A 19,245-nucleotide genomic window follows, 5' to 3' on the forward strand; every position below is an offset into this window, starting at 1 on the left:
CCTGTCAAAAAGTCTGGTTGTAAGCGCCGACTTCCGGACTGCGGCGCAGCACGGCATCGACGGCATCGAACATCTGCCGGCGACGCTCGGACGAGACCGGACTTTCGACGACCACGACCAGTTCCGGCTTGTTCGACGAGGCGCGCACCAGACCCCAGGTGCCGTCCTCGGCAACGACCCGCACGCCATTGACGGTGACAAGGTCGACGATCTTCTGGCCGGCGAAACTGGAGCCGTCCCGCTTCATCGCCTGAAAATCGGAGACCACCCGCTCGACCACGCCGTACTTCACATCGTCCGCGCAGTGCGGGGACATTGTGGGCGTGCCGAAGGTCAGCGGCAGTGCCCCGTAGAGATCAGCCATCGAACTGGCCGGGTTACGGTCCAGCATCTGACAGACGGCGATTGCCGTGACCAGTCCGTCGTCATAGCCGCGCCCGATTGGGGGGTTGAAGAAGAAGTGGCCTGATTTTTCGAAGCCGGCGACCGCGCCGAGTTCGGCAACCCGGCGCTTGATGTAGGAATGGCCGGTCTTCCAATAGTCGGTAACGGCGCCATTGGCGCGCAGCACCGTGTCGGTGTTGAACAGTCCGGTCGACTTGACGTCGACAACGAAGGTCGAACCCGGATGGAGCCGCGAAATATCCCGCGCAAGCATGACGCCGACCTTATCGGCAAAGATCTCGTTGCCTTCATTGTCGACGACACCGCAGCGGTCGCCGTCGCCATCGAAGCCCAGACCGACATCGGCCCCTGTCTCCAGCACCTTGTCCCTGATTGCATGCAGCATCTGCATGTCCTCCGGGTTTGGATTGTAGCGCGGGAAGGTGTGATCGAGTTCGACATCGAGCGGGATTACCTCGCAGCCAATGCGCTGCAGGGCTTCCGGGGCAAAGGCGCCAGCAGTGCCGTTGCCGCAGGCGGCGACCACTTTCAGCTTTCGTGTGATGCGCTTGTCCCTTGTCACATCGTCGAGATAGGTGGCGCGAAAATTGTCGACGAAATCATAGGAGCCGCCGCCGGTAAGGTCGAAATCGGCGGCCAGCACGATCGTCTTCAGCGCGCTCATCTCCTCGGGGCCGAAGGTCAGCGCCCGCGCCGCTCCCATCTTGACGCCGGTCCAGCCATTCTCGTTGTGCGATGCGGTGACCATGGCCACCGACTGCGTCTCCAGCGCGAATTGCGCGAAATAGGCCATCGGTGACAGCGCCAGACCGATATCTTTCACCCGTGCGCCGGCCGCCATCAGCCCGGAAACCAACGCCAGCTTGATGCCGAGCGAATAGGATCTGAAATCATGCCCGGTGACGATGTCAGGCCCAGCGCCGAGCCGCCGGATCAGCGTGCCGAGCCCCATGCCAAGCGCCTGGACGCCGATCAGATTGAGTTCAGGCGGCACTGCCGAACCGGGATGGCCGAACCACCAGCGCGCATCATATTCACGAAAACCGGATGCCTTGATCAGCGCCGCGGTTTCGAATTCGAAGCTGTTTGGCCACGCTTCGCCGACGATTTTTAGGGGCAAGACGGCAGGGCTCCTAGCGGCAGAAATACGATCCATCAAGGCAGCGGCTTAGCACACAAGGCTTTAAGCCACGTTTATCCCGGATGGAAATTCGGGCCTTCCGGCAACGCCCGCAGAAAGCGGACGAAATGCGACAGAAGGGCTGCCATTGCCGCTTGCAGGAACGATGTGTGGCGGCTATAAGCCCGCGATCTGGTCACGGAGTGTAGCGCAGCCTGGTAGCGCACCTCGTTCGGGACGAGGGGGTCGCAGGTTCAAATCCTGCCACTCCGACCAGAAAAAACAATGTGTTAGCGCATCCCGACTTTGGCGCTCCACCCGAGTAGAGCCTTGTCCAAGATGATGCCTGTTCCTAGGGAACGGACACGAGATTCGTTCCTCTTTGGGGGCATGGGCCACGAAGTCCCTGCCCCCATATGCAGGCGTTTAACGCAGGCCGAAAAAGCTCAATACCGCTATGACGACGACCACCGCTCCCACAAGCCAAATGATGTTGTTCATAATCTCACTCCTGTTGCCTGGTGAAGCCCGCGCCTCTGGCGGAGGACGCGGGCCGATCAGCCTTTGCCTGCTGATCTTCAGCGAACACCAAACCGTGATGTCCGCTGCGGGAAGAACTGTTAGGCCGGCCTAATGTTCCGTCGCCTGACGGGGATCTGGCGACAGGTGGGCGAACTGTCTTAACATTTGCGGCAGAGCGTTCCTCCCTGGCAGTGACGGAACGCGGGTGATGTTTGCCGCCGCCTGCGCAGGTGGCCGGAAGCAAGCCCCCTCTTTGCCAATCGTGGCGACGCGATAGCCAGCCCTTCGCTTGCGTCCGGCTGCCCCCCGGGAACCGGAACCAAAGGGATCAGCAGCAGTTGTATCCAACGAAGGGCTAATCAAAGCAGTTGGAGAACTTGCAATGAAAACAATGATCATGTGCGCTTTGGCACTTTCGATGGGGTTGCCCGCTTTGGCTTCGGCAGCCGAGGCCGACGTCGTCATCAGGACCCACCATCGGCACCACCACAACGTCAGGATCATCAATGAGGAAGGCCAGCGCCTGCATCACCGACACCACGGGACGGTGGCGTTCTATGATCATGGCCGCCGGCATCACGACCGGAATACAGTCGTCGTCACCAGCTCCATTTCCACCCATCACCGTCACCATCATCCGGTGGTGATGGAAAACGGCGGTTACTGATGCCCGACTGGGGGCCGGGCTCTCGCGAGCCCGGCCCCCAGGTGACTTTGCCCAGCACGCTCGCGCGCGTTTCATGCGAATAGCTTCGAGTTCTCGCCCGCGGCTGAAATGCAGCCATGCGAAGCGATCGTTTCAACTTCGAATCTCCCATACCGCTCGGAAGCAAGTCGCGGGAATTCTGCTCGGTGACCAGGTCATTTGAGCTGGCCTGGCCAAGACTTCAGGGTTCGCCAGATCCATGCTCGCTCACGAAGCTATCGGCCTGGGAAAGAACTGGGCTGCGCCAATGTGCCAAGAGACTAGCTGAGGACTATTCCAGCCACCATGAAGGTGATGGCAACCGCGAAAATCGGTGCGAGCAACCAGCGCGCCTGACCAACACTCTTCTCCATCAAATTCCTCCCGTATTTGCAGCAGACAACGGTGACGAAGAGCGACTGTTCCGGCCGGCCCGCTTGGCAAGACCAATGCGTTCCAGGCCCAGACTTAGGTCCGACCTCCGCCCGACCGAAGCCCTGCCCTGGGAACGTTTCCGCTCGGCCCAAGTTCGAGATCGGGCGCGGGAAAACCAAGCGAAGCGGGAACGGATGAGCACCACCATGTCGAACCATGAGACTGTAACATCCCATGTGTTGGGGATGCGCATAGATAGCCTCAAAACCAGAATGCAACACGCTCAGATCACCGAGGGTGAAATGAAGACCTTCCAAAAGGTAGCGGCCGTGATTGAAGGCGGGCGAGGCCGCATCGACGGCGACGATCTGATCGCCGCATCCTTCGTTACCGACACGCTGACGGACGCGATGTCCGAGTAACCATGCCAACAATCAGTAAGCTTTTCGAATCCCATGCCGAAGCGGCGCGGATTGCCGGCGACCTGTTGGCGGCCGGGGTTCCGCGCGTACAGGTCGCCATTATCGGGCCCTATCGTGACGAAATCGATGTCCTGAGGTCTCCGGGTGTCATGCTGGGCGCTGCCGCCGGGCTGTTGGCGTGTCTCGGCGCCGTTGCTGTTTACGACATCAACCTTTTCCCGACCGGCCTATCGGCAATAGCCTTGGCCAGCGTGTTCTGCGGCGGCCTTGGCGGATTGCTCGAAGCCATTGTAGCGGCCGCCAGAAGACCCGAGCGGCCAAGTATTGGCGGGGGGATTGTGCTGGTGACGGCGCATGTCGACGACAATGCGACCGACATTGCCCAGATGATGCTCGGCGGTTGTGACTTCATGACCGAATTGGCCGCCCAAGCAGCGTAAAAATTCCGACAGCGATAATTGGCCGATAGCCAGTGCAGAACGCGAGCACTGGCCGGCCGGTGAAACTTTGACGAATTGGCTATCAGCGCTAGGTTGATCGATGAAGATCGGGGAGGCGGCAAAAACGGCCGGGCCGGACGCGCGCATGAGTTTGATTTCAAGGACAAGGTCGGCACCCGCTCTTCTGGCTGCGGCCTTCATGGCTGCCGGATGCTCATCGATCGGCAGGACGGCCAATCCGGCCAAATACGAGAGCATGAGCTGTAGCGACCTCAACAGTGCGCTGGGAAGCAGCGCGCGCGACATCTCGCAGACGGCGATCACCCGCGGCAAGGTCGTCAACACCAGCGTGCCGCGCTGGCTGCTGGGCGGATCGCGCGTCAAGACCGCAGTCGCCAACCGCGAAACGGCCAGGATCGACCGGCTGAAGCGACAGCAGGATGCCATTGTCGCTGTGCGCGCACGCAAGTGCGCGAGCTGAGCGACAGACGACGCCACGACAATTGCCCCTGCCGGCGCCTTACGCGCTCAGTCGAAACCGTGTGACGTCGATCGCGGCGTTCATCAGCGTCTGCGTATAAGGCGCCCGTGGATTGCTGAAGATCTCTTCCGTCGGCCCCTCTTCGACGATCTTGCCTTGCTTCATGACGATGATGTAGTCGGCCATTGCGCGCACGACCGACAGATCGTGGCTGATGAAGAGGTAGGACAGTTCGTGGTCGGCCTGCAGCTTGCGCAGCAGTTCGACGATCTGTTTCTGCACCGAGCGGTCAAGCGCCGATGTCGGCTCGTCCAGCACGACCATCTTCGGTTTCAGAATCATGGCGCGGGCAATGGCGATGCGCTGCCGTTGTCCGCCGGAAAATTCGTGCGGGTAGCGGTTGCGGGCATTGGGGTCGAGGCCGACCTCGCGCAGGGCCTCGACCGCGCGCTGGTCGCGCTGCTTTCCTGAAAGGTTGGGCTCATGCACCAGCAGCCCTTCGGTGACGACCTGACCGACGGTCATGCGCGGCGACAGCGAGCCGAACGGATCCTGGAAGACAAGTTGCATCTGGCGCCGCAGCGGCCGCATCTGCTGCCGGTCGGCAGTGGAGATATCGCGATCGCCGAACCGAATGAGCCCATCGCTCGGCAGCAACCGCAGCAAGGCGCGGCCGAGCGTCGACTTGCCCGAGCCGGATTCGCCGACAATGCCGATGGTCTGGTTGCGCTGCAGCCGGATCGAGATGTGATCGACGGCCCGCAGCATCAGCGGTTCGCCGGCCAGAAACCCACCGCCGATCCTGAATGTGACTTCGACATTCCTACCTTCGAGCACCACCGGCGCATCGCCTGGCGGCGGCGCCTTGGTTCCCGTCGGCTCGGCCGCCAGCAGCGTTTTGGTGTAGGCGTGCCGCGGATTGGCAAAAATGGCTTCCGCCTCGCCTTCCTCGACCACCTCGCCCTGGCGCATGACATAGACACGGTCGGCAAAGCGCCGGACAATACCGAGGTCATGGGTGATGAAGACGATCGCCATGCCGAGCTTGCGCTGCAGTTCGGCCAAAAGCATCAGGATCTGCGCCTGGATGGTGACGTCAAGCGCCGTCGTCGGCTCGTCGGCGATCAGGATGTCGGGGTCATTGGCGAGCGCCATCGCGATCATCACGCGCTGGCGTTGGCCGCCGGACATTTCGTGCGGATAGGATTTCATCCGTCGCTCCGGATCGGGAATATGCACGAGCCGCAGCAGCTTGAGCGCCTCTTCATGCGCTGCGGCGGCGCTCAGGCCCCGATGGCGGCGGATCGGCTCGATCAGCTGGTTGCCGATCGAATAGAGCGGATCGAGCGAAGTCATCGGTTCCTGGAAGATCATGCTGATCTTGCGGCCGCGGACCTTGTTCAGCTCGGACTTGCTCAGGGTCAGCAGGTTGCGGCCGCGATAGTCGACATGGCCTGACGCTTCGCCATTGGAGGCCAGCAGGCTCATCGCCGCCATCATCGTCTGGCTCTTGCCGGAACCGGACTCGCCGACCACGGCAACCGTTTCGCCCGCGTTGACGTGGATGTTGATTCCCTTGACCGCTTCGACCGTACCGTCGAGCGTGCGGAAGCGGACGCGAAGGTCCTTGACGCTGAGGATCGTTTCGGAAGCAGCCATTTCAGCGGTCCCCATCTTTATCGATCCCGTGGGTCGAGCGCGTCGCGCAGGCCGTCGCCGACGAAATTCAAGGCGAACAGCGTCGAGACCAGAAAGAAGGCGGGAAACAGGAGCAGCCAGTTGGCGGTGCCGATGTTCTTGGCGCCGACCGAGATCAGCACGCCCCAGCTGGTCATCGGCTCCTGGATGCCAAGCCCGAGGAACGACAGGAAGCTCTCCAGGATGATGACCTGCGGCACCAGCAGTGTCATGTAGATCACCACCGGGCCAAGCAGGTTCGGGATGACATGGCGGATCAGGATGCCACGCTGGCCAATGCCCATGGCTTCCGCCGCCTGGACATATTCCTGCCGGCGAATCGACAGCGCCTGGCCGCGCACGATGCGCGCCATGTCGAGCCACAGCACGGCACCGACCGCCAGGAACATCAGCACGAAGTTGCGGCCGAAGAACACCACCAGCATGATGACGAAGAAGATGAACGGCAAGGAATAGAGCACGTCGACGATGCGCATCATCACTTCATCGACCTTGCCGCCGGAAAAGCCGGCGGCGGCGCCGTAGATCACGCCGATCACCACCGCCACGACACCGGCCAGCAGACCGATGGCCAGCGATATGCGCCCGGCCATCAGCGTGCGGGAGAGAAGATCGCGGCCGGTATTGTCGGTGCCGAACAGGAAATACTGCTGCTTGACCGATGCGCTCATCGTTACTTCGAGGCCGTCGGGCGACTTGTTTTCGATCTTGGTGTCATCGAAGGCATCGGAACGGTCGAGGTAGCGGATGTTGCGGTCGTCGATCGGCTTGGTCGACTTGACCGTGACGAAGACCTGGCTCCCCTCCTGGTGCCAGTCCTTGATGTCGACTCGCATGCGCTTGATCGCTTCGGTAAGTGCCGTCTCGATCATGTCGGGTTTCGGATAGGCTGAGAGGCTTGGCGGCATGCGCACATAGTCGGCGTAGATGGTCGTGTATTGATGCGGCACGAACCACGGGCCAAAGACGCTGATGATCCCAATCAGAACGAGGTAGTAGAGGCTGAACATGGCGGCGCGATTGGCCTTGAGGCGCGCCCAGGCATCGCCCCAAAGCGAGCGACCAACGATTGCGGGGGCCGTGGCTGCGATGTCAGTCATAGCGCACCCTCGGGTCGACGACCGCGTACATGACGTCGACGATCAGGTTGAAGACGATGGTAAAAATGGCGATCACCACCACCGTTCCCATCACCAGCGTATAATCGCGGTTGAGCGCGGCATCGACGAAATAGCGGCCGACGCCGGGAATGGAGAAGATCGTCTCGACGATGACCGAGCCGGTCAGCAGTGCCGCCGCCGCCGGGCCGGTGAAGGAGACGATCGGCAGGATGGCGCCGCGCAACGCGTGCTTGACCACCACCGACCAGTCGGAAAGGCCGAGCGCGCGCGCCGTTCGGATATGATGGGATCGCAGCGATTCGATCATCGAGCCGCGCATCAGGCGGGCAACGATGGCGATTTGCGGCAAGGCAAGTGTCAGCACCGGGCCGACCTTGTTGATGAAGGCGCCGTCACCCCAGCCGCCGATCGGCAGCAGCCTCCAGGTCAGCCCGAAGACAAGCTGGATCACCGGCGCGATGACGAAGGTCGGGATGGTGCTGCCGGCGGTCGCCAGGGCAATCACCGTATAGTCGCCAAGCTTGTTCTGGTTGAGCGCGGCGATGGTGCCGAGCACGCTGCCGAGCAGCAGCGCCAGGATCAGCGCCGAGGCTCCGAGCTGCACGGAAATGGGCAGGCCCTTGGCAAACAGTTCGGTGACGGTGAAATCCGGCATGTTGTAGCTCGGGCCGAAATTGCCGCGCAGCAGATTGCCGAGATAATGGACATATTGCAGCCAGAGCGGATCGTTGAGGCCGAACTGGGCTTCCAAGTTGGCCTTGATCTCTGGGCTCAGCCCCCGCTCCTGGTTGAATGGACCGCCTGGCGCGACGCGCATCAGGAAGAACGCCATCGTCACGATGACGAACAGCGTCGGGATGGCGGTCAAAAGCCGCCGGAATACGTATCGCAGCATCGGTGCCCCACTTGATCCAGAGCACGCCCTTCCACTCGGACGATTGCGCTCCAGCCTTCAAATCTTCACACCGGATTCTTCCGAAAATCGATTTCCGCTTCCCGGGCCGATGCGATGGCAAACCAGCACCGCCGCGCTCTTTAGAGCGCGGCGGCTTGGCCAGGGATCAATCCTTGCTGACGAAGCGCGACGGATGCACGTCCATCACATTGTCGACGAAGCCATGCAGCTTCGAGGAAACGATGTCGTGGTAGCTGTAGTAGAGAAGCGGGATCTGGCCGACGTCGTCGATGAGGATGCGCTCGGCCGCGGAGAGGTCCTTCATGCGCTCTTCGGGCTTGCCGCCCGCGGCCGCCGCCTTGTCCATTGCCGCTTCGTATTGCGGGCTGTTGTAGTTGGAATAGTTGTTGCCGCTGGCCTTGCGCGTGATACCGAGGAAGGTCTCTGGATCCTTATAGTCGGCAATCCAGGCGGCACGCGCCACGTCATAGTCGCCCTTCTGCTCGAGGAAGGAGTAGTGGGTCTTGGTGTCGGTGTTGAGCAGCGTGACGTCGACGCCAAGCGGCTTCAATTGTTCCTGGATCGCCACTGCCGTGTTCTTGTGGTTTTCCGAGGTGTTGTAGCGGATTTCCATCTTCAGCGGATGTTCGGGGGTGTAGCCAAGCTTCTCGAGGATCTTCTTGGCCGCGTCCTCGCGGTCGATCTGCGGCATGTCGGCGTATTTGGCCATTGCGGGCGTATAGCCCTCGATGCCAGGGGGCACCATCGAATAGCCGGGCAGCATCGAATTCTGCCAGACCTTCTCGGCGATGAAATCACGGTCGATCGCCATCGAGATGGCGTTACGCAGTTCGGGGTTGTTCCACGGCGCCTTGTCGGTCTTGATGGCATAATAGTAGGTGCCGAGATACGGCCCGACATGGATCTGGTCGCCGAACTTGGTCTTGAGGTCGGCGAGCTGTTCGGTCGGCAGATCGTCATAGCTGTCGAGTTCGCCGGCCTCGAAGCGCTTCATCGCCGACGAACGATCCTCGGTCGGAATGTAGTTGACCACGTCGAACTTGACGGTCGCGGCGTCCCAGAATTTGGGATTCTTGACCAGTTTCATGTGATCGTTGGGAACCCATTCGGCCAGCGTATAGGCGCCGTTCGAAACCAGATTGCCGGGCTTGATCCAGTCGGCGCCAAGCTTTTCAATCGAGGCCTTGCTGACCGGATAGGTCGCCTGATGGGTCAGCATCTCCAGGAAGTACGGCGTCGGCGCCTTCAGCGTCACCTCAAGGGTGCCGGCGTCGATCGCCTTGACACCCATGTCCTCGGGCTTGCCCTTCTTGGTGTTGACATCCTCCGCGCCCTTAACCGGATACAGCATCGAGGCGTATTCGGCGCCGGTCGCCGGATCTTCCAGCCTGTGGAAGGCATAGACGAAGTCCTCCGCCGTCACCGGGCTGCCGTCAGACCACATGCCGTCCTTGCGCAGCTTGAAGGTGTAGACGGTGCCGTCATCCGATACCGTCCAGCTTTCGGCCGCGCCCGGAATGAGGTTCGCCTTCTGGTCCTGCATGACCAATCCCTGGAACAGGTCACGCAGCACATTGGCTTCATAGACCGTCGAGGTCTTGTGCGGATCGACCGACTCCGATTCAGCGGCGGTGCCCCTGTTATAGACACTCTCCGCGAAAGCCGGCGTGTAGAATGCGCCGGCGGTTACGGCCATGGTGGTGGCGAATACCGTCGCCTTCAGCATGTTTTTCAGCATGAAGTTCTCCCTGTCGGCGCTGCCATCGGCGCGCCTTACGTGTTGACGCCCCGAAGCCGATGACTGGCTCCTTTGAGCGCGCCCCCGGTTCCCTCCGGCGGCTGGTGGCAGGAGACTAGACAGGAGGTAAGCTCTTTTCAACCGAGTACTGATTGACCCTAAGTCAATCCCCATTGTAGAGAAAGCAACGGCTAAATTAGAGATTCGTTTTCAATCGACCGCACCCTTTGGTTGCACCCAGAGTTTTCGCTTTCTGCATGCGAATTTGGGCATGCTGGTGCCATGGTTCACCACCCCATTTTCGAGGCTCGAAGGCGCCGGTTCCGATCAAACAATTCGGGAACTTCAGCGGTCGAGTTCGCTTTGCTGTCCCCGCTTTTCATCCTTCTTCTGCTCGGAATGGTTGCGTACGGCATCTATTTTGGCGCCGCCAATTCGATCCAGCAAATTGCAGCCGACGCTGCCCGAACAGCCATCGCTGGGGTGAACCAGACCGAGCGGCAGACGCTCGTGGCCAGCTATCTCACCAACAATGCCGGCGGCTACCCCTTCGTGGACGCCAGCAAACTGACCTACCAGGCCAACGACAGCATCGCCGACGGAAGCCAGTTCGTGGTGTCCATCTCCTACGATGCCCGCAACCTGCCGATCTGGAACCTGTTCCCCGGCATAGCCATGCCAGGGACGACCATCAAGCGTCAGTCAACGATCAGGGTCGGGGGTATCTGAATGCTGCGGCGGGCGGGCAAGGGTATCGACCGGCTTGCACGGTCGATGATGGGAGACAGGAAGGCGAACTTCGCCGTCATGACCGCATTGAGCGCGCCGGTCGCATTGGCATTGGCGGCTGTGGCCATTGACGAAGCCTCCATCTATACCGAGCGCCGGGAAGCCCAGGCGATGGTCGACCTGGCGGCGATTACCGCCGCCTCGAACATCAACAACGTCAACACCGCGGTCGTCACCACACTGACCGACAACGGCATGCCGGGCGTCGTCGTTCAAGCTTCGGGCCAGACCATTGCCCCGGCCACCGGCAAAACGGTGGTGACGGTCACGCAGGGCCGATATGCCTCATCGACCGCCAATGTCAGCCAGCGCTTCCAGGCGGGTGTGACGCCTTACAATGCCGTCCGCGTCACTTTGGCAAAGATTCCGAACCGCTATTTCGCAAGTTCGCTGATCCCCACTCCCGTCATCGGCACCCAGGCCACGGCCAGCATGACGCCGCTGGCGACGTTCTCGGTCGGATCGCGGTTGCTCAGCGTCAATGGCGGCATCCTCAACGCACTTTTGAGCGGACTTCTCGGCGGCAACATCTCGCTCAGCGTCATGGACTACAACGGGCTGATCTCGGCGGATGTGAGCGTGCTTTCCTTCATCAGTGCGCTCGCCACGCAACTGAACATCACGGCCGGTACCTATTCCGACGTTCTGGCATCGAAGGCGACGGTCGGCCAGATCGCTACCGCCATGGCCAATGTTCCCGGCCTCGGCAATACGGCCAAGGTCGCCCTGCAGACCATCGCCTCCAAATCGACCAGCACCGTCAAGATCCCGCTCAGCAGCCTTGTCGACCTTGGTTCGGTCGGCAGCCTGGGCCTCGGGCAACAGCCGTCCGGGCTTGGGGTAGACGCAAGCGCCATGGGCATGCTGACGGCGGCCGCCGTGCTCGCCAACGGTACCAACCAGGCCGCGATCGATCTCGGCGCCACCATTCCGGGGCTGCTCTCCACCAAACTCAGCATCGCCATCGGCGAGCCGATGCAGTCCTCGCCCTGGCTGGCGATCGATGGTATCGGCACTGTCGTGCGGACCGCACAGACGCGCATCAAAGTAGCCGCGACAGTCGGCGGCGCAGGCGGCAATGTCGGTGGGGGCATTACTCTGGTGTCGGTCAACCTGCCACTGCATGTGGAAGTCGCCTACGCCGAAGCCAAACTCACCGACATAAGCTGTCCTACGGGTCCCGACAGCATCAAGGTCACCCTTTCTGCCCGCCCCGGTGTTGTGGAAGCGCATTTGGCCGACAGCAGTAGCTCCGGCTTTGCCGATTTCACCAAACCGGAATCGTTCTCCGACACTGAAGTCGCAAAGGTCAGTCTTCTGATCAATCTACTTTCAGTGACGGGCTCAGCGGCATTTGAAATGGCCAACAACGCGCCGACCGCATTGACCTTCAACAAGGCCGACATCGACGCCAAAACGATAAAGACAGTCTCCACGCAAAACCTGACACAGTCTTTGACGACCTCCCTGATCACTGATCTGTCGCTGACGACCAATTTGCTGGGCTTGCCGCTGCTGAATCTGAATACCTTGCTTTCCACCGTGCGGCCGGCAGTGGTTGCGCTCTTGAACGGCGTGGCGGCGCCGGTCGACGAGTTGGTTTACAATTTGCTCGGAGCCCTTGGTGTGCGTGTCGGCCAGGCCGACGTGCGCGTCACCGGCGCGACCTGCGGCCGGGCGGTGCTCGTTCAGTAGGACCGCCTAGCCACAACCGAAGTGCCAATCAGTCGAGCCGACCGAGAAAGCAGCCGAGAGTTGGCAGCGAGAGGGTGTTTTCCTCGACAGAAGCGGTCCCGCCGAAGATAGCCGTGACGGGTCCGATATTACCCACCAACGGCAAGGTCGCCGGCTCCTCAGCGAAATTGAAGACACAGATCAACCTCTCCCCGCCACCTTCGCGGATGAAGGCGAGCACGTCGCCCTCGGTATCGAGAAAGCGGATCGAGCCGCCGACCAGCGCCGGATGCTGTTTGCGCAAGGCAAGCGCCGAGCGGTAGGCCGACAGCACCGATTGCTCGTCGCCGATCTGCATATCGACCGCGCGGGCGCGATGGCTTGCCGGCACAGGCAGCCAGGGTTTTGCAGTGGAGAAGCCCGCATTGTCGGCGTCGGCCTCCCAGACCATCGGCGTGCGGCAACCATCCCTGCCCTTCACGCCGGGCCAGAAGCGGATGCCGACCGGATCGCGCAGATCCTCGTAGGCAAGCTCCGCCTCTTCAAGGCCGAGTTCCTCGCCCTGATAGAGGCAGATCGAGCCGCGCAAGCAGGCGAGCAGCATGATTGAGAATTTGGCCACAAGATCGGGATCGCCACCAGGCCGCATCCAGCGGCTGACATGGCGCACCACGTCATGGTTGGAAAACGCCCAGCAAACCCAGCCGTCGGCCACCGCGCTTTCGAAGGCCTCGACGCAGCCACGCACATGCGCCGCCGAAAACTGCGAACCGAGCAGGTCGAAAGTGTAGCTCATCTGAAGCTTGTCGCCGCCGGAGGTGTAGGCGGCGAGCGTCTGCAGCGAGCGACCCTCGTCGCCGATTTCGCCGACGGCTGCGCGGTCGCCATATTCGTCGAGCAACGCACGGAAGCGCCGCAGGAACGCCAGGTTTTCGGGCTGCGTCTTGTCGAACAGATGCTCCTGATAGAGGTAGGTGTTGGTCTCCGTGTTGGTGCCGGCGACGCTCGAGGCCAAGGGCGGATTGCCGCGTAGCCAGCGGTCGTGGACATAGTAATTGACCGTGTCGAGCCGGAAGCCGTCGACACCGCGATCAAGCCAGAACCGCACCGTGTCAAGCAACGCATCCTGGACTTCCGGGTTGTGGAAATTGAGGTCTGGCTGCGAGGCGAGGAAATTATGCATGTAATATTGGCGGCGGGTCGCGTCCCATTCCCAGGACGGCCCCCCGAAGACCGACAGCCAGTTGTTGGGCGCGCCGCCGTCGGGCTTCGTATCGGCCCAGACGTACCAGTCGGCCTTGGCATTATCGCGGCTGGCCCGGCTTTCGATGAACCATTCATGCTTGTCGGATGAATGCGACAGCACCTGGTCGATGATGATCTTCAGGCCGAGCCGGTGGGCTTCGGCGACCAGCGCATCAAAATCGGCCAATGTGCCGAACATCGGGTCGACGTCGCGATAATCCGATACATCATAGCCCATGTCGGCCATCGGCGACTTGAAGAAGGGCGACAGCCAGACAGCGTCGACGCCGAGCGAGGCGATATAAGCGAGCCTTGACGTAATGCCGCCGAGATCGCCGCTGCCATCACCGGTCGTGTCCTGAAAAGAGCGCGGATAGACCTGGTAGATGACGCAGCCGCGCCACCATTCGGCTCCCTGCCCCAAACTCTCACCGGTCATCACGAACCCTTCCTGACGCCGCCGTTTCCGGTTCGGCTCTCGATCATGAAATTGACGCTGCGCCCCGGCAGCGGGCGCGCAAGGTCAGTCACGTGCGTTTCGATCGCCGGATGCCATCGAAAACCTTCCCGCGCCGGCAAGGTGAAGACGCATTGGCGGCGGTCGCCATTGATCAGAACGGCAAGCCTGCCTTCCTCGCCGCCAAGCAGCATGACGAGGCGATGCCGGCTGGTATCGTTCCAGTCGGTCGCGTCGAGCAGCTCACCGGTCTCGGTCAGCCAAGCGACGTCGGGAACGCCTGATGCCGCAATCGGTTCTCCGGTCAGGAAACGCGTGTCCGACAATGCGGGCACCGCCTGGCGAAGTGCCGCGAGTACGAATGCGTAACGCTCCAGCTTCTGATCGCGGCCTGCCCAGTCAAGCCAGGTGGTGGGGTTGTCTTGGGCGTAGGCGTTGTTGTTGCCCTTCTGGGTACGACCGAATTCATCGCCCGCGGTCAGCATGATGGTGCCGTGCGAGGCGAACAGCGTGGCGAGCAGAGCGCGCTGGTCGTCGAAACGTGCCTTGACGATCGCCGTGTCGTCCGTCTCGCCTTCGACGCCATTGTTCCAGGACAGGTTCTCGTTATGGCCGTCGCGGTCCTGCTCGCCATTGGCCGCGTTGTGCTTGCGCTTATAGGCGACGATGTCAGCCAGCGTCATGCCGTCATGGGCGGCGATAAAATTCACGCCGTGGCTTGCCGGCTCCCCTGCCCTGTTAAACACGTCGGACGAACCAGCAAGGCGCGTTGCGAGAGCACCGACCATGCCGGCATCGCCGCGCCAGAAGCGTCTGACATCGTCGCGATAGCGGTCGTTCCACTCAAGGAAAGGCGGCCGGAAATTGCCGAGTTGATAGCCGTTTGCCCCGATGTCCCAAGGCTCGGCGATCAGCACGCGGTCGTAAAGCACCGGATCATGGGTGATGGCCTGGAGCAGCGGCGCTTCCGGATCGAAGGCACCATCGACCCGGCCCAGCACCGGGGCCAGATCGAAACGGAAGCCGTCGACACCGGCCTGGCGAACGAAGTGACGAAGTGTGTCGAGCACCATTTCCCGCATCACCGGATGGTCGCAAGCGATCGTGTTGCCGGTGCCCGTGTCATTAACCAGCCCGCCATCCGGCCGGTGCCGATAGTAGGCCTTATTGTCGAGGCCGCGCAGCGAGAGCGTCGGCCCCAGCCTGTCGCTTTCGCCGGTGTGGTTGAAGACGAGGTCGAGAATGGTGCCGATGCCGGCCCGGCGCAACGCGGCGACCGTGTCCTGCAATTCCGTCAGGCCGCCGGGCGCGAGGCGCGGGTCGAGCGCCATGAAGGTGACGGGATTGTAGCCCCAGGCGTTGCTCAGGCCGAGCGGCGGCAGATGCCGCTCGTCGATGGAGGCCGTGATCGGCATCAGTTCCACGGCGGAGACGCCGAGCCTTTGCAGATGCTCGATGATGGCCGGATGGGCAAGAGCGGCGATCGTGCCGCGCTTTTCTTGCGGTACATCCGGATGCAGCTTGGTGAAAGCGCGGACGTTCAGTTCGTAGATCAGGCCGCCCGGGCGAAACAGGGGCGGCAGGATCGGTGGAGCCGTGGGCGAGGCCTTGGTCACGGCCTTGGGCATCAGCGACGCGGTGTCGGCGCCCTCATTGCGCCGCGCGGCGAGCCGCCAGTGATAGGCGTAGGCCCGGTCGATTTCGACGGCGTAGGGATCGGTGAGCAACTTGTCGGGGTCGAACCACAGCCCCCGCTCGGGCGCATAGTCGCCATCGGCGCGCAGGCCATAGCGCGCGCCCGCGGCCAGGCCGGAGACAAAGAGTGAATGGACGCCGTTGCCTTCCGACGCCAGCTCGAGACGATCGAGTTCGCGGTTTCCCTGCTCGTCAAAGATCGAAACCCAGAGCCGTCTTGCCGACGAGGACCATGCGGCGAAGCGGATGCCTTCGCTGGTGATGGTGGGGCCGAGCTGGGTCAAGAGCGCTCCACCGCCCTCAAGTAATGACGCTCGGCTTGTTGCGCCCGGTGTGGCTCTTGATCCCGGCAATGTCGTCGGCCGCCGAAATCAGGTCGGCGAGCGCCTCCTGCGTGTCGAGGTCGTGCCTCGACTTGTCCGGCTCGTAGCGCTCGATATAGACGCGCAAGGTCGCGCCAGACGTACCGGTGCCCGAAAGCCGAAAGACCACGCGCGAGCCGCCTTCGAACAGCACCCTTATGCCCTGGTGCTCGCTGGTCGAGCCGTCGACCGGGTCGTGGTAGGCGAAATCATCGGCATTGGCGATCTTCAGGCCGCGCACGCTGGTGCCCGGTAGCGAGCCGAGCTTGGCCCTGAGTTCGTCGACCAGCGCATTGGCGCGGCCGCTCTCAACCTCCTCGTAATCATGGCGCGAGTAGTAGTTCCGGCCATAGGTCTCCCAATGCTCGGTGACGATCTGCTTGCAGCTTTCGCCGCGCGCGGCGAGGACGTTGAGCCACAAGAGGACCGCCCACAGACCGTCCTTTTCGCGGACATGGTTGGAGCCGGTGCCGGCACTTTCCTCGCCGCAGATCGTCGCCATGCCGGCGTCGAGCAGATTGCCGAAGAACTTCCAGCCGGTCGGCGTCTCGTAAATCCCGACACCTAGCTTGTGAGCGACGCGGTCGGCCGCGCCACTGGTCGGCATCGAACGGGCGATGCCTTTCAGCCCATCCTTGTAGCCCGGCGCCAGGCGGGCATTGGCGGCGAGCATGGCGACCGAATCCGAAGGGGTGACGAAAATGCCCTTGCCGATGATCAGGTTGCGGTCTCCATCGCCATCGGAGGCGGCGCCGAAATCGGGCGCGTCCGGTCCCATCATCTCATCATAAAGGTGCTTGGCATGGACCAGGTTGGGGTCCGGGTGATGACCGCCGAAATCGGGCAGCGGCTTGAAATTGCGGCAGGTGCCGTTCGGTGCGCCGAGGCGGTGTTCGAGGATTTCCTTGGCGTAGGGCCCGGTCACCGCATGCATGGCGTCGAAGCGCATGCGGAAGCCCGACTTGAACAGTTTGCGCAGCGCATCGAAATCGAACAGGCTCTCCATCAACTCGGCATAGTCGGTAACCGGATCGATGATCTCGACGGTCATGCCGGCAGCCTTGACTGTCGCGACCGTATCGATGTCAATCGGGTCGATGTCGGCGATCTTGAAGCTCGAAATCGTCTTGGTCTTGGCAAAGATGGCGTCAGTCAGCTTTTCCGGCGCCGGGCCACCATTGCCGGCATTGTACTTGATGCCGAAGTCCTCGTGCGGGCCGCCGGGATTGTGGCTGGCCGAGAGGATGATGCCGCCGAAGGTCTTGTATTTGCGGATGACATGCGAGGCCGCGGGCGTCGACAGGATGCCGCCCTGCCCGACCATCACCTTGCCGAAGCCATTGGCGGCCGCCATGGCAATGGCCTTCTGGATGACCTCCCGGTTATAGAAACGGCCGTCGCCGCCGATCACCAGGGTCTTGCCCTTGAACCCGTCGAGTGCATCGAAAATCGACTGGATGAAGTTCTCGGCATAGTGCTCCTGCTGGAACACTGGCACCTTCTTGCGCAGGCCCGACGTGCCGGGCTTCTGGTCGGAATAGGGCTTGGTGGAAACGGTGCGTATCATGCTTCAGGCAACCCTTTTCGAAAGCAGCAGGCGATAGAGTTCGACGTATTTTTCGGCGCTTCGATCCCACGACACATCGGTCTTCATGCCCTGGCGCTGGATGGTTTCGAAGATTGCGGGACTGGCGTGGGCGTCGGCCAGGCGTCGGATCGCGTGCAGCAGCGCGCCGCCATTGTTGGGGGCAAACTGGAAGCCGGTCGCCACGCCGGCGGCAAACGCTGCTTCATTGGCATCGATGATGGTGTCCGCCAGGCCGCCGGTGCGGGCGACGACCGGCACGCAGCCATAGCGCAGGCCGTAAAGCTGCGTCAGCCCGCAAGGCTCGAAGCGCGACGGGATGACGATGGCGTCGCAGCCGCCCTGCATGGTGTGCGACAGCCCCTCGTCATAGCCGACGACCACGCCGATGCGGCCACGATGGCGTGCGGCCGCGGCCAGCAGCGCGCCTTCGAGGCCGGCGTCGCCCGAGCCGAGGATGGCCAGCCTTGCGCCTGTCGCGACGATGCCGTCGACCACCGTCGCCAATATGTCCATGCCCTTCTGCCAGGTCAGGCGGCTGACGACGCAGACAATCGGACTGCCGTCGCGGTCGAGGCCGAAACGGTCCTCGACCGCGGCCCTGTTCGGCGCGCGGGCCTTCAACGTTTCGGCCGTATAGGTAGATACCAGATGCTTGTCGGTTGCCGGATCCCAGATGGCGGTGTCGATGCCGTTGACGATGCCATGGAGATCGCTGGAACGCATGTTGATAAGGCCGTCGAGGCCCATGCCGAATTCCGGCGAACGTATCTCCTGCGCATAGGTCGGGCTCACCGTGGTGATCGCCCAGGCGGCCTGCAGGCCAGCCTTAAGGAAGCCGACGCCGCCATAATATTCGACGCCGTCAAGCGCCATCGCCGCGGCAGGCAGGCCGAGCTCGCCGAAGATACCGGCCCCGAACTGGCCCTGGAAGGCGAGATTGTGGACGGTCATCATGGATGGGGTGCCGACCGCCTTGCCATAGCGCATATAGGCCAGCGTCATCGCCGACTGCCAGTCATGGGCATGGACGATGTCGGGGAGGTAGCCCGAGATGGCGCCCCCGGCGATATCGGCGCCGGCCTGGCTCAGCGCCGCGAAGCGCCGCCAATTGTCCGGCCAGTCCGCGCCCGAGGCGTTACCATAGGGGCCGCCGGGGCGGTCGAACAGATGCGGCGCGTCGAGCACGAACAAATCGAGCCCGGCGACCTGGACGGCATGGACCGACGCCTTGCCGCCTTGCAGTAGGGGATACTGATAGACGGCCTTCTTTTTCTTGAAGGCGCCCATCACCACGGGAAAGCCCGGAACGAGCGTACGCATGGCCACGCCCTTCGCCGCGAGCGCAATGGGCAGCGCGCCGGTTACATCGGCAAGCCCGCCTGTCTTGATCAGCGGGAAGATTTCGGGAGTGACCGACAGAACCTGCATGCGCTTAACGATCCGCTTCCCATCCATGCCGCCCAAACCGTGTGCGGTTTGGACCACGACATGCACAAAACACCCTAAAGTGAC

At 62.2% G+C, this 19,245-nt stretch carries 15 protein-coding genes, 1 tRNA gene and 1 pseudogene; 8 read left to right on the forward strand and 9 right to left on the reverse strand.

Going from position 1 to position 19,245, the window contains the following annotated elements; all coding sequences use genetic code 11:
• Window positions 1-4: 4 nt before the first annotated feature.
• A complete protein-coding gene (locus tag MESAU_RS24310) occupies window positions 5-1,525 on the reverse strand; it encodes a phosphomannomutase/phosphoglucomutase (RefSeq protein ID WP_015318673.1) in 1,521 nt (506 codons plus the stop codon).
• A gap of 199 nt (window positions 1,526-1,724) precedes the next feature.
• On the opposite strand from MESAU_RS24310, the gene MESAU_RS24315 reads away from it, so the two are divergent.
• The 6 genes from MESAU_RS24315 (at window position 1,725) to MESAU_RS24335 (ending at window position 4,450) form a co-directional block, all read left to right on the forward strand.
• Window positions 1,725-1,801: transfer RNA gene (locus MESAU_RS24315), tRNA-Pro, on the forward strand.
• A 628-nt stretch (window positions 1,802-2,429) separates the two neighbouring features.
• The gene (locus MESAU_RS24320) at window positions 2,430-2,714 is read left to right on the forward strand and encodes a hypothetical protein (protein ID WP_015318674.1); all 285 of its coding nucleotides are present in this window, start codon (window positions 2,430-2,432) and stop codon (window positions 2,712-2,714) included.
• A gap of 599 nt (window positions 2,715-3,313) precedes the next feature.
• Entirely contained in the window at window positions 3,314-3,529 is a 216-nt protein-coding gene (locus tag MESAU_RS24325) for a hypothetical protein (RefSeq protein WP_015318676.1), read from the forward strand.
• A 2-nt stretch (window positions 3,530-3,531) separates the two neighbouring features.
• Window positions 3,532-3,969 carry a hypothetical protein gene (locus tag MESAU_RS24330; protein WP_015318677.1) on the forward strand — a complete coding sequence of 146 codons (438 nt, stop codon included), beginning with the start codon at window positions 3,532-3,534 and terminating at the stop codon, window positions 3,967-3,969.
• Window positions 3,970-4,062: 93 nt separating this feature from the next.
• A complete protein-coding gene (locus tag MESAU_RS31985; protein ID WP_245262893.1) occupies window positions 4,063-4,236 on the forward strand; it encodes a hypothetical protein in 174 nt (57 codons plus the stop codon).
• Window positions 4,169-4,450 carry a hypothetical protein gene (locus tag MESAU_RS24335; protein ID WP_425339447.1) on the forward strand — a complete coding sequence of 94 codons (282 nt, stop codon included), beginning with the start codon at window positions 4,169-4,171 and terminating at the stop codon, window positions 4,448-4,450. Before MESAU_RS31985 ends, MESAU_RS24335 begins: the two co-directional genes overlap by 68 nt.
• 39 nt (window positions 4,451-4,489) lie before the next feature.
• Here MESAU_RS24335 and MESAU_RS24340 read toward each other — a convergent pair whose 3' ends face one another.
• From MESAU_RS24340 to MESAU_RS24355, 4 genes and pseudogenes are all read right to left on the reverse strand, one after another.
• Entirely contained in the window at window positions 4,490-6,109 is a 1,620-nt protein-coding gene (locus MESAU_RS24340; RefSeq protein ID WP_015318679.1) for an ABC transporter ATP-binding protein, read from the reverse strand.
• Window positions 6,110-6,126: 17 nt separating this feature from the next.
• The gene (locus MESAU_RS24345) at window positions 6,127-7,248 is read right to left on the reverse strand and encodes an ABC transporter permease (RefSeq protein WP_015318680.1); all 1,122 of its coding nucleotides are present in this window, start codon (window positions 7,246-7,248) and stop codon (window positions 6,127-6,129) included.
• Complete coding sequence (locus MESAU_RS24350) at window positions 7,241-8,164, reverse strand: ABC transporter permease subunit (RefSeq protein ID WP_015318681.1); 924 nt, start codon at window positions 8,162-8,164, stop codon at window positions 7,241-7,243. The genes MESAU_RS24345 and MESAU_RS24350 overlap by 8 nt, the downstream gene beginning before the upstream one ends.
• Before the next feature lie 418 nt (window positions 8,165-8,582).
• A pseudogene (locus tag MESAU_RS24355) lies at window positions 8,583-10,097 on the reverse strand (peptide ABC transporter substrate-binding protein); the annotation flags it as partial.
• Window positions 10,098-10,205: 108 nt separating this feature from the next.
• Between MESAU_RS24355 and MESAU_RS24360 the strand changes: the two are divergent.
• Both MESAU_RS24360 and MESAU_RS24365 read left to right on the forward strand, forming a co-directional pair.
• Window positions 10,206-10,652: a TadE/TadG family type IV pilus assembly protein gene (locus tag MESAU_RS24360; protein ID WP_083883080.1), complete on the forward strand. Its 447-nt coding sequence runs from the start codon at window positions 10,206-10,208 to the stop codon at window positions 10,650-10,652.
• Entirely contained in the window at window positions 10,653-12,407 is a 1,755-nt protein-coding gene (locus MESAU_RS24365) for a Tad domain-containing protein (RefSeq protein WP_015318684.1), read from the forward strand.
• Window positions 12,408-12,435: 28 nt separating this feature from the next.
• On the opposite strand, the gene bglA is transcribed toward MESAU_RS24365, so the two are convergent.
• The 4 genes from bglA to glgA are packed head-to-tail and all read right to left on the reverse strand — an operon-like array spanning window position 12,436 to window position 19,161.
• Window positions 12,436-14,070 carry a beta-galactosidase BglA gene (bglA, locus tag MESAU_RS24370; protein WP_015318685.1) on the reverse strand — a complete coding sequence of 545 codons (1,635 nt, stop codon included), beginning with the start codon at window positions 14,068-14,070 and terminating at the stop codon, window positions 12,436-12,438.
• Window positions 14,070-16,067: a glycogen debranching protein GlgX gene (gene glgX, locus MESAU_RS24375; RefSeq protein ID WP_015318686.1), complete on the reverse strand. Its 1,998-nt coding sequence runs from the start codon at window positions 16,065-16,067 to the stop codon at window positions 14,070-14,072. The genes bglA and glgX overlap by 1 nt, the downstream gene beginning before the upstream one ends.
• Before the next feature lie 16 nt (window positions 16,068-16,083).
• Window positions 16,084-17,712: an alpha-D-glucose phosphate-specific phosphoglucomutase gene (locus MESAU_RS24380; RefSeq protein WP_015318687.1), complete on the reverse strand. Its 1,629-nt coding sequence runs from the start codon at window positions 17,710-17,712 to the stop codon at window positions 16,084-16,086.
• A 3-nt stretch (window positions 17,713-17,715) separates the two neighbouring features.
• Window positions 17,716-19,161 carry a glycogen synthase GlgA gene (gene glgA, locus MESAU_RS24385; protein WP_015318688.1) on the reverse strand — a complete coding sequence of 482 codons (1,446 nt, stop codon included), beginning with the start codon at window positions 19,159-19,161 and terminating at the stop codon, window positions 17,716-17,718.
• Window positions 19,162-19,245 lie beyond the last annotated feature (84 nt).

The organism is Mesorhizobium australicum WSM2073, from assembly GCF_000230995.2.
GTDB classification, from domain to species: Bacteria; Pseudomonadota; Alphaproteobacteria; order Rhizobiales; family Rhizobiaceae; genus Mesorhizobium; species Mesorhizobium australicum.

Bases quoted from the DNA above. Each gene is read 5' to 3' on its own strand.
- MESAU_RS24320 (WP_015318674.1), top strand. From the start codon at position 2,430: ATGAAAACAATGATCATGTGCGCTTTGGCACTTTCGATGGGGTTGCCC.
- MESAU_RS24325 (WP_015318676.1), top strand. From the start codon at position 3,314: ATGTCGAACCATGAGACTGTAACATCCCATGTGTTGGGGATGCGCATA.
- MESAU_RS24330 (WP_015318677.1), top strand. From the start codon at position 3,532: ATGCCAACAATCAGTAAGCTTTTCGAATCCCATGCCGAAGCGGCGCGG.
- MESAU_RS24335 (WP_425339447.1), top strand. From the start codon at position 4,169: ATGGCTGCCGGATGCTCATCGATCGGCAGGACGGCCAATCCGGCCAAA.
- MESAU_RS24340 (WP_015318679.1), bottom strand. From the start codon at position 6,109: ATGGCTGCTTCCGAAACGATCCTCAGCGTCAAGGACCTTCGCGTCCGC.
- MESAU_RS24345 (WP_015318680.1), bottom strand. From the start codon at position 7,248: ATGACTGACATCGCAGCCACGGCCCCCGCAATCGTTGGTCGCTCGCTT.
- MESAU_RS24350 (WP_015318681.1), bottom strand. From the start codon at position 8,164: ATGCTGCGATACGTATTCCGGCGGCTTTTGACCGCCATCCCGACGCTG.
- MESAU_RS24360 (WP_083883080.1), top strand. From the start codon at position 10,206: ATGGTTCACCACCCCATTTTCGAGGCTCGAAGGCGCCGGTTCCGATCA.
- MESAU_RS24365 (WP_015318684.1), top strand. From the start codon at position 10,653: ATGCTGCGGCGGGCGGGCAAGGGTATCGACCGGCTTGCACGGTCGATG.
- bglA (WP_015318685.1), bottom strand. From the start codon at position 14,070: ATGACCGGTGAGAGTTTGGGGCAGGGAGCCGAATGGTGGCGCGGCTGC.
- MESAU_RS24380 (WP_015318687.1), bottom strand. From the start codon at position 17,712: ATGATACGCACCGTTTCCACCAAGCCCTATTCCGACCAGAAGCCCGGC.
- glgA (WP_015318688.1), bottom strand. From the start codon at position 19,161: ATGCAGGTTCTGTCGGTCACTCCCGAAATCTTCCCGCTGATCAAGACA.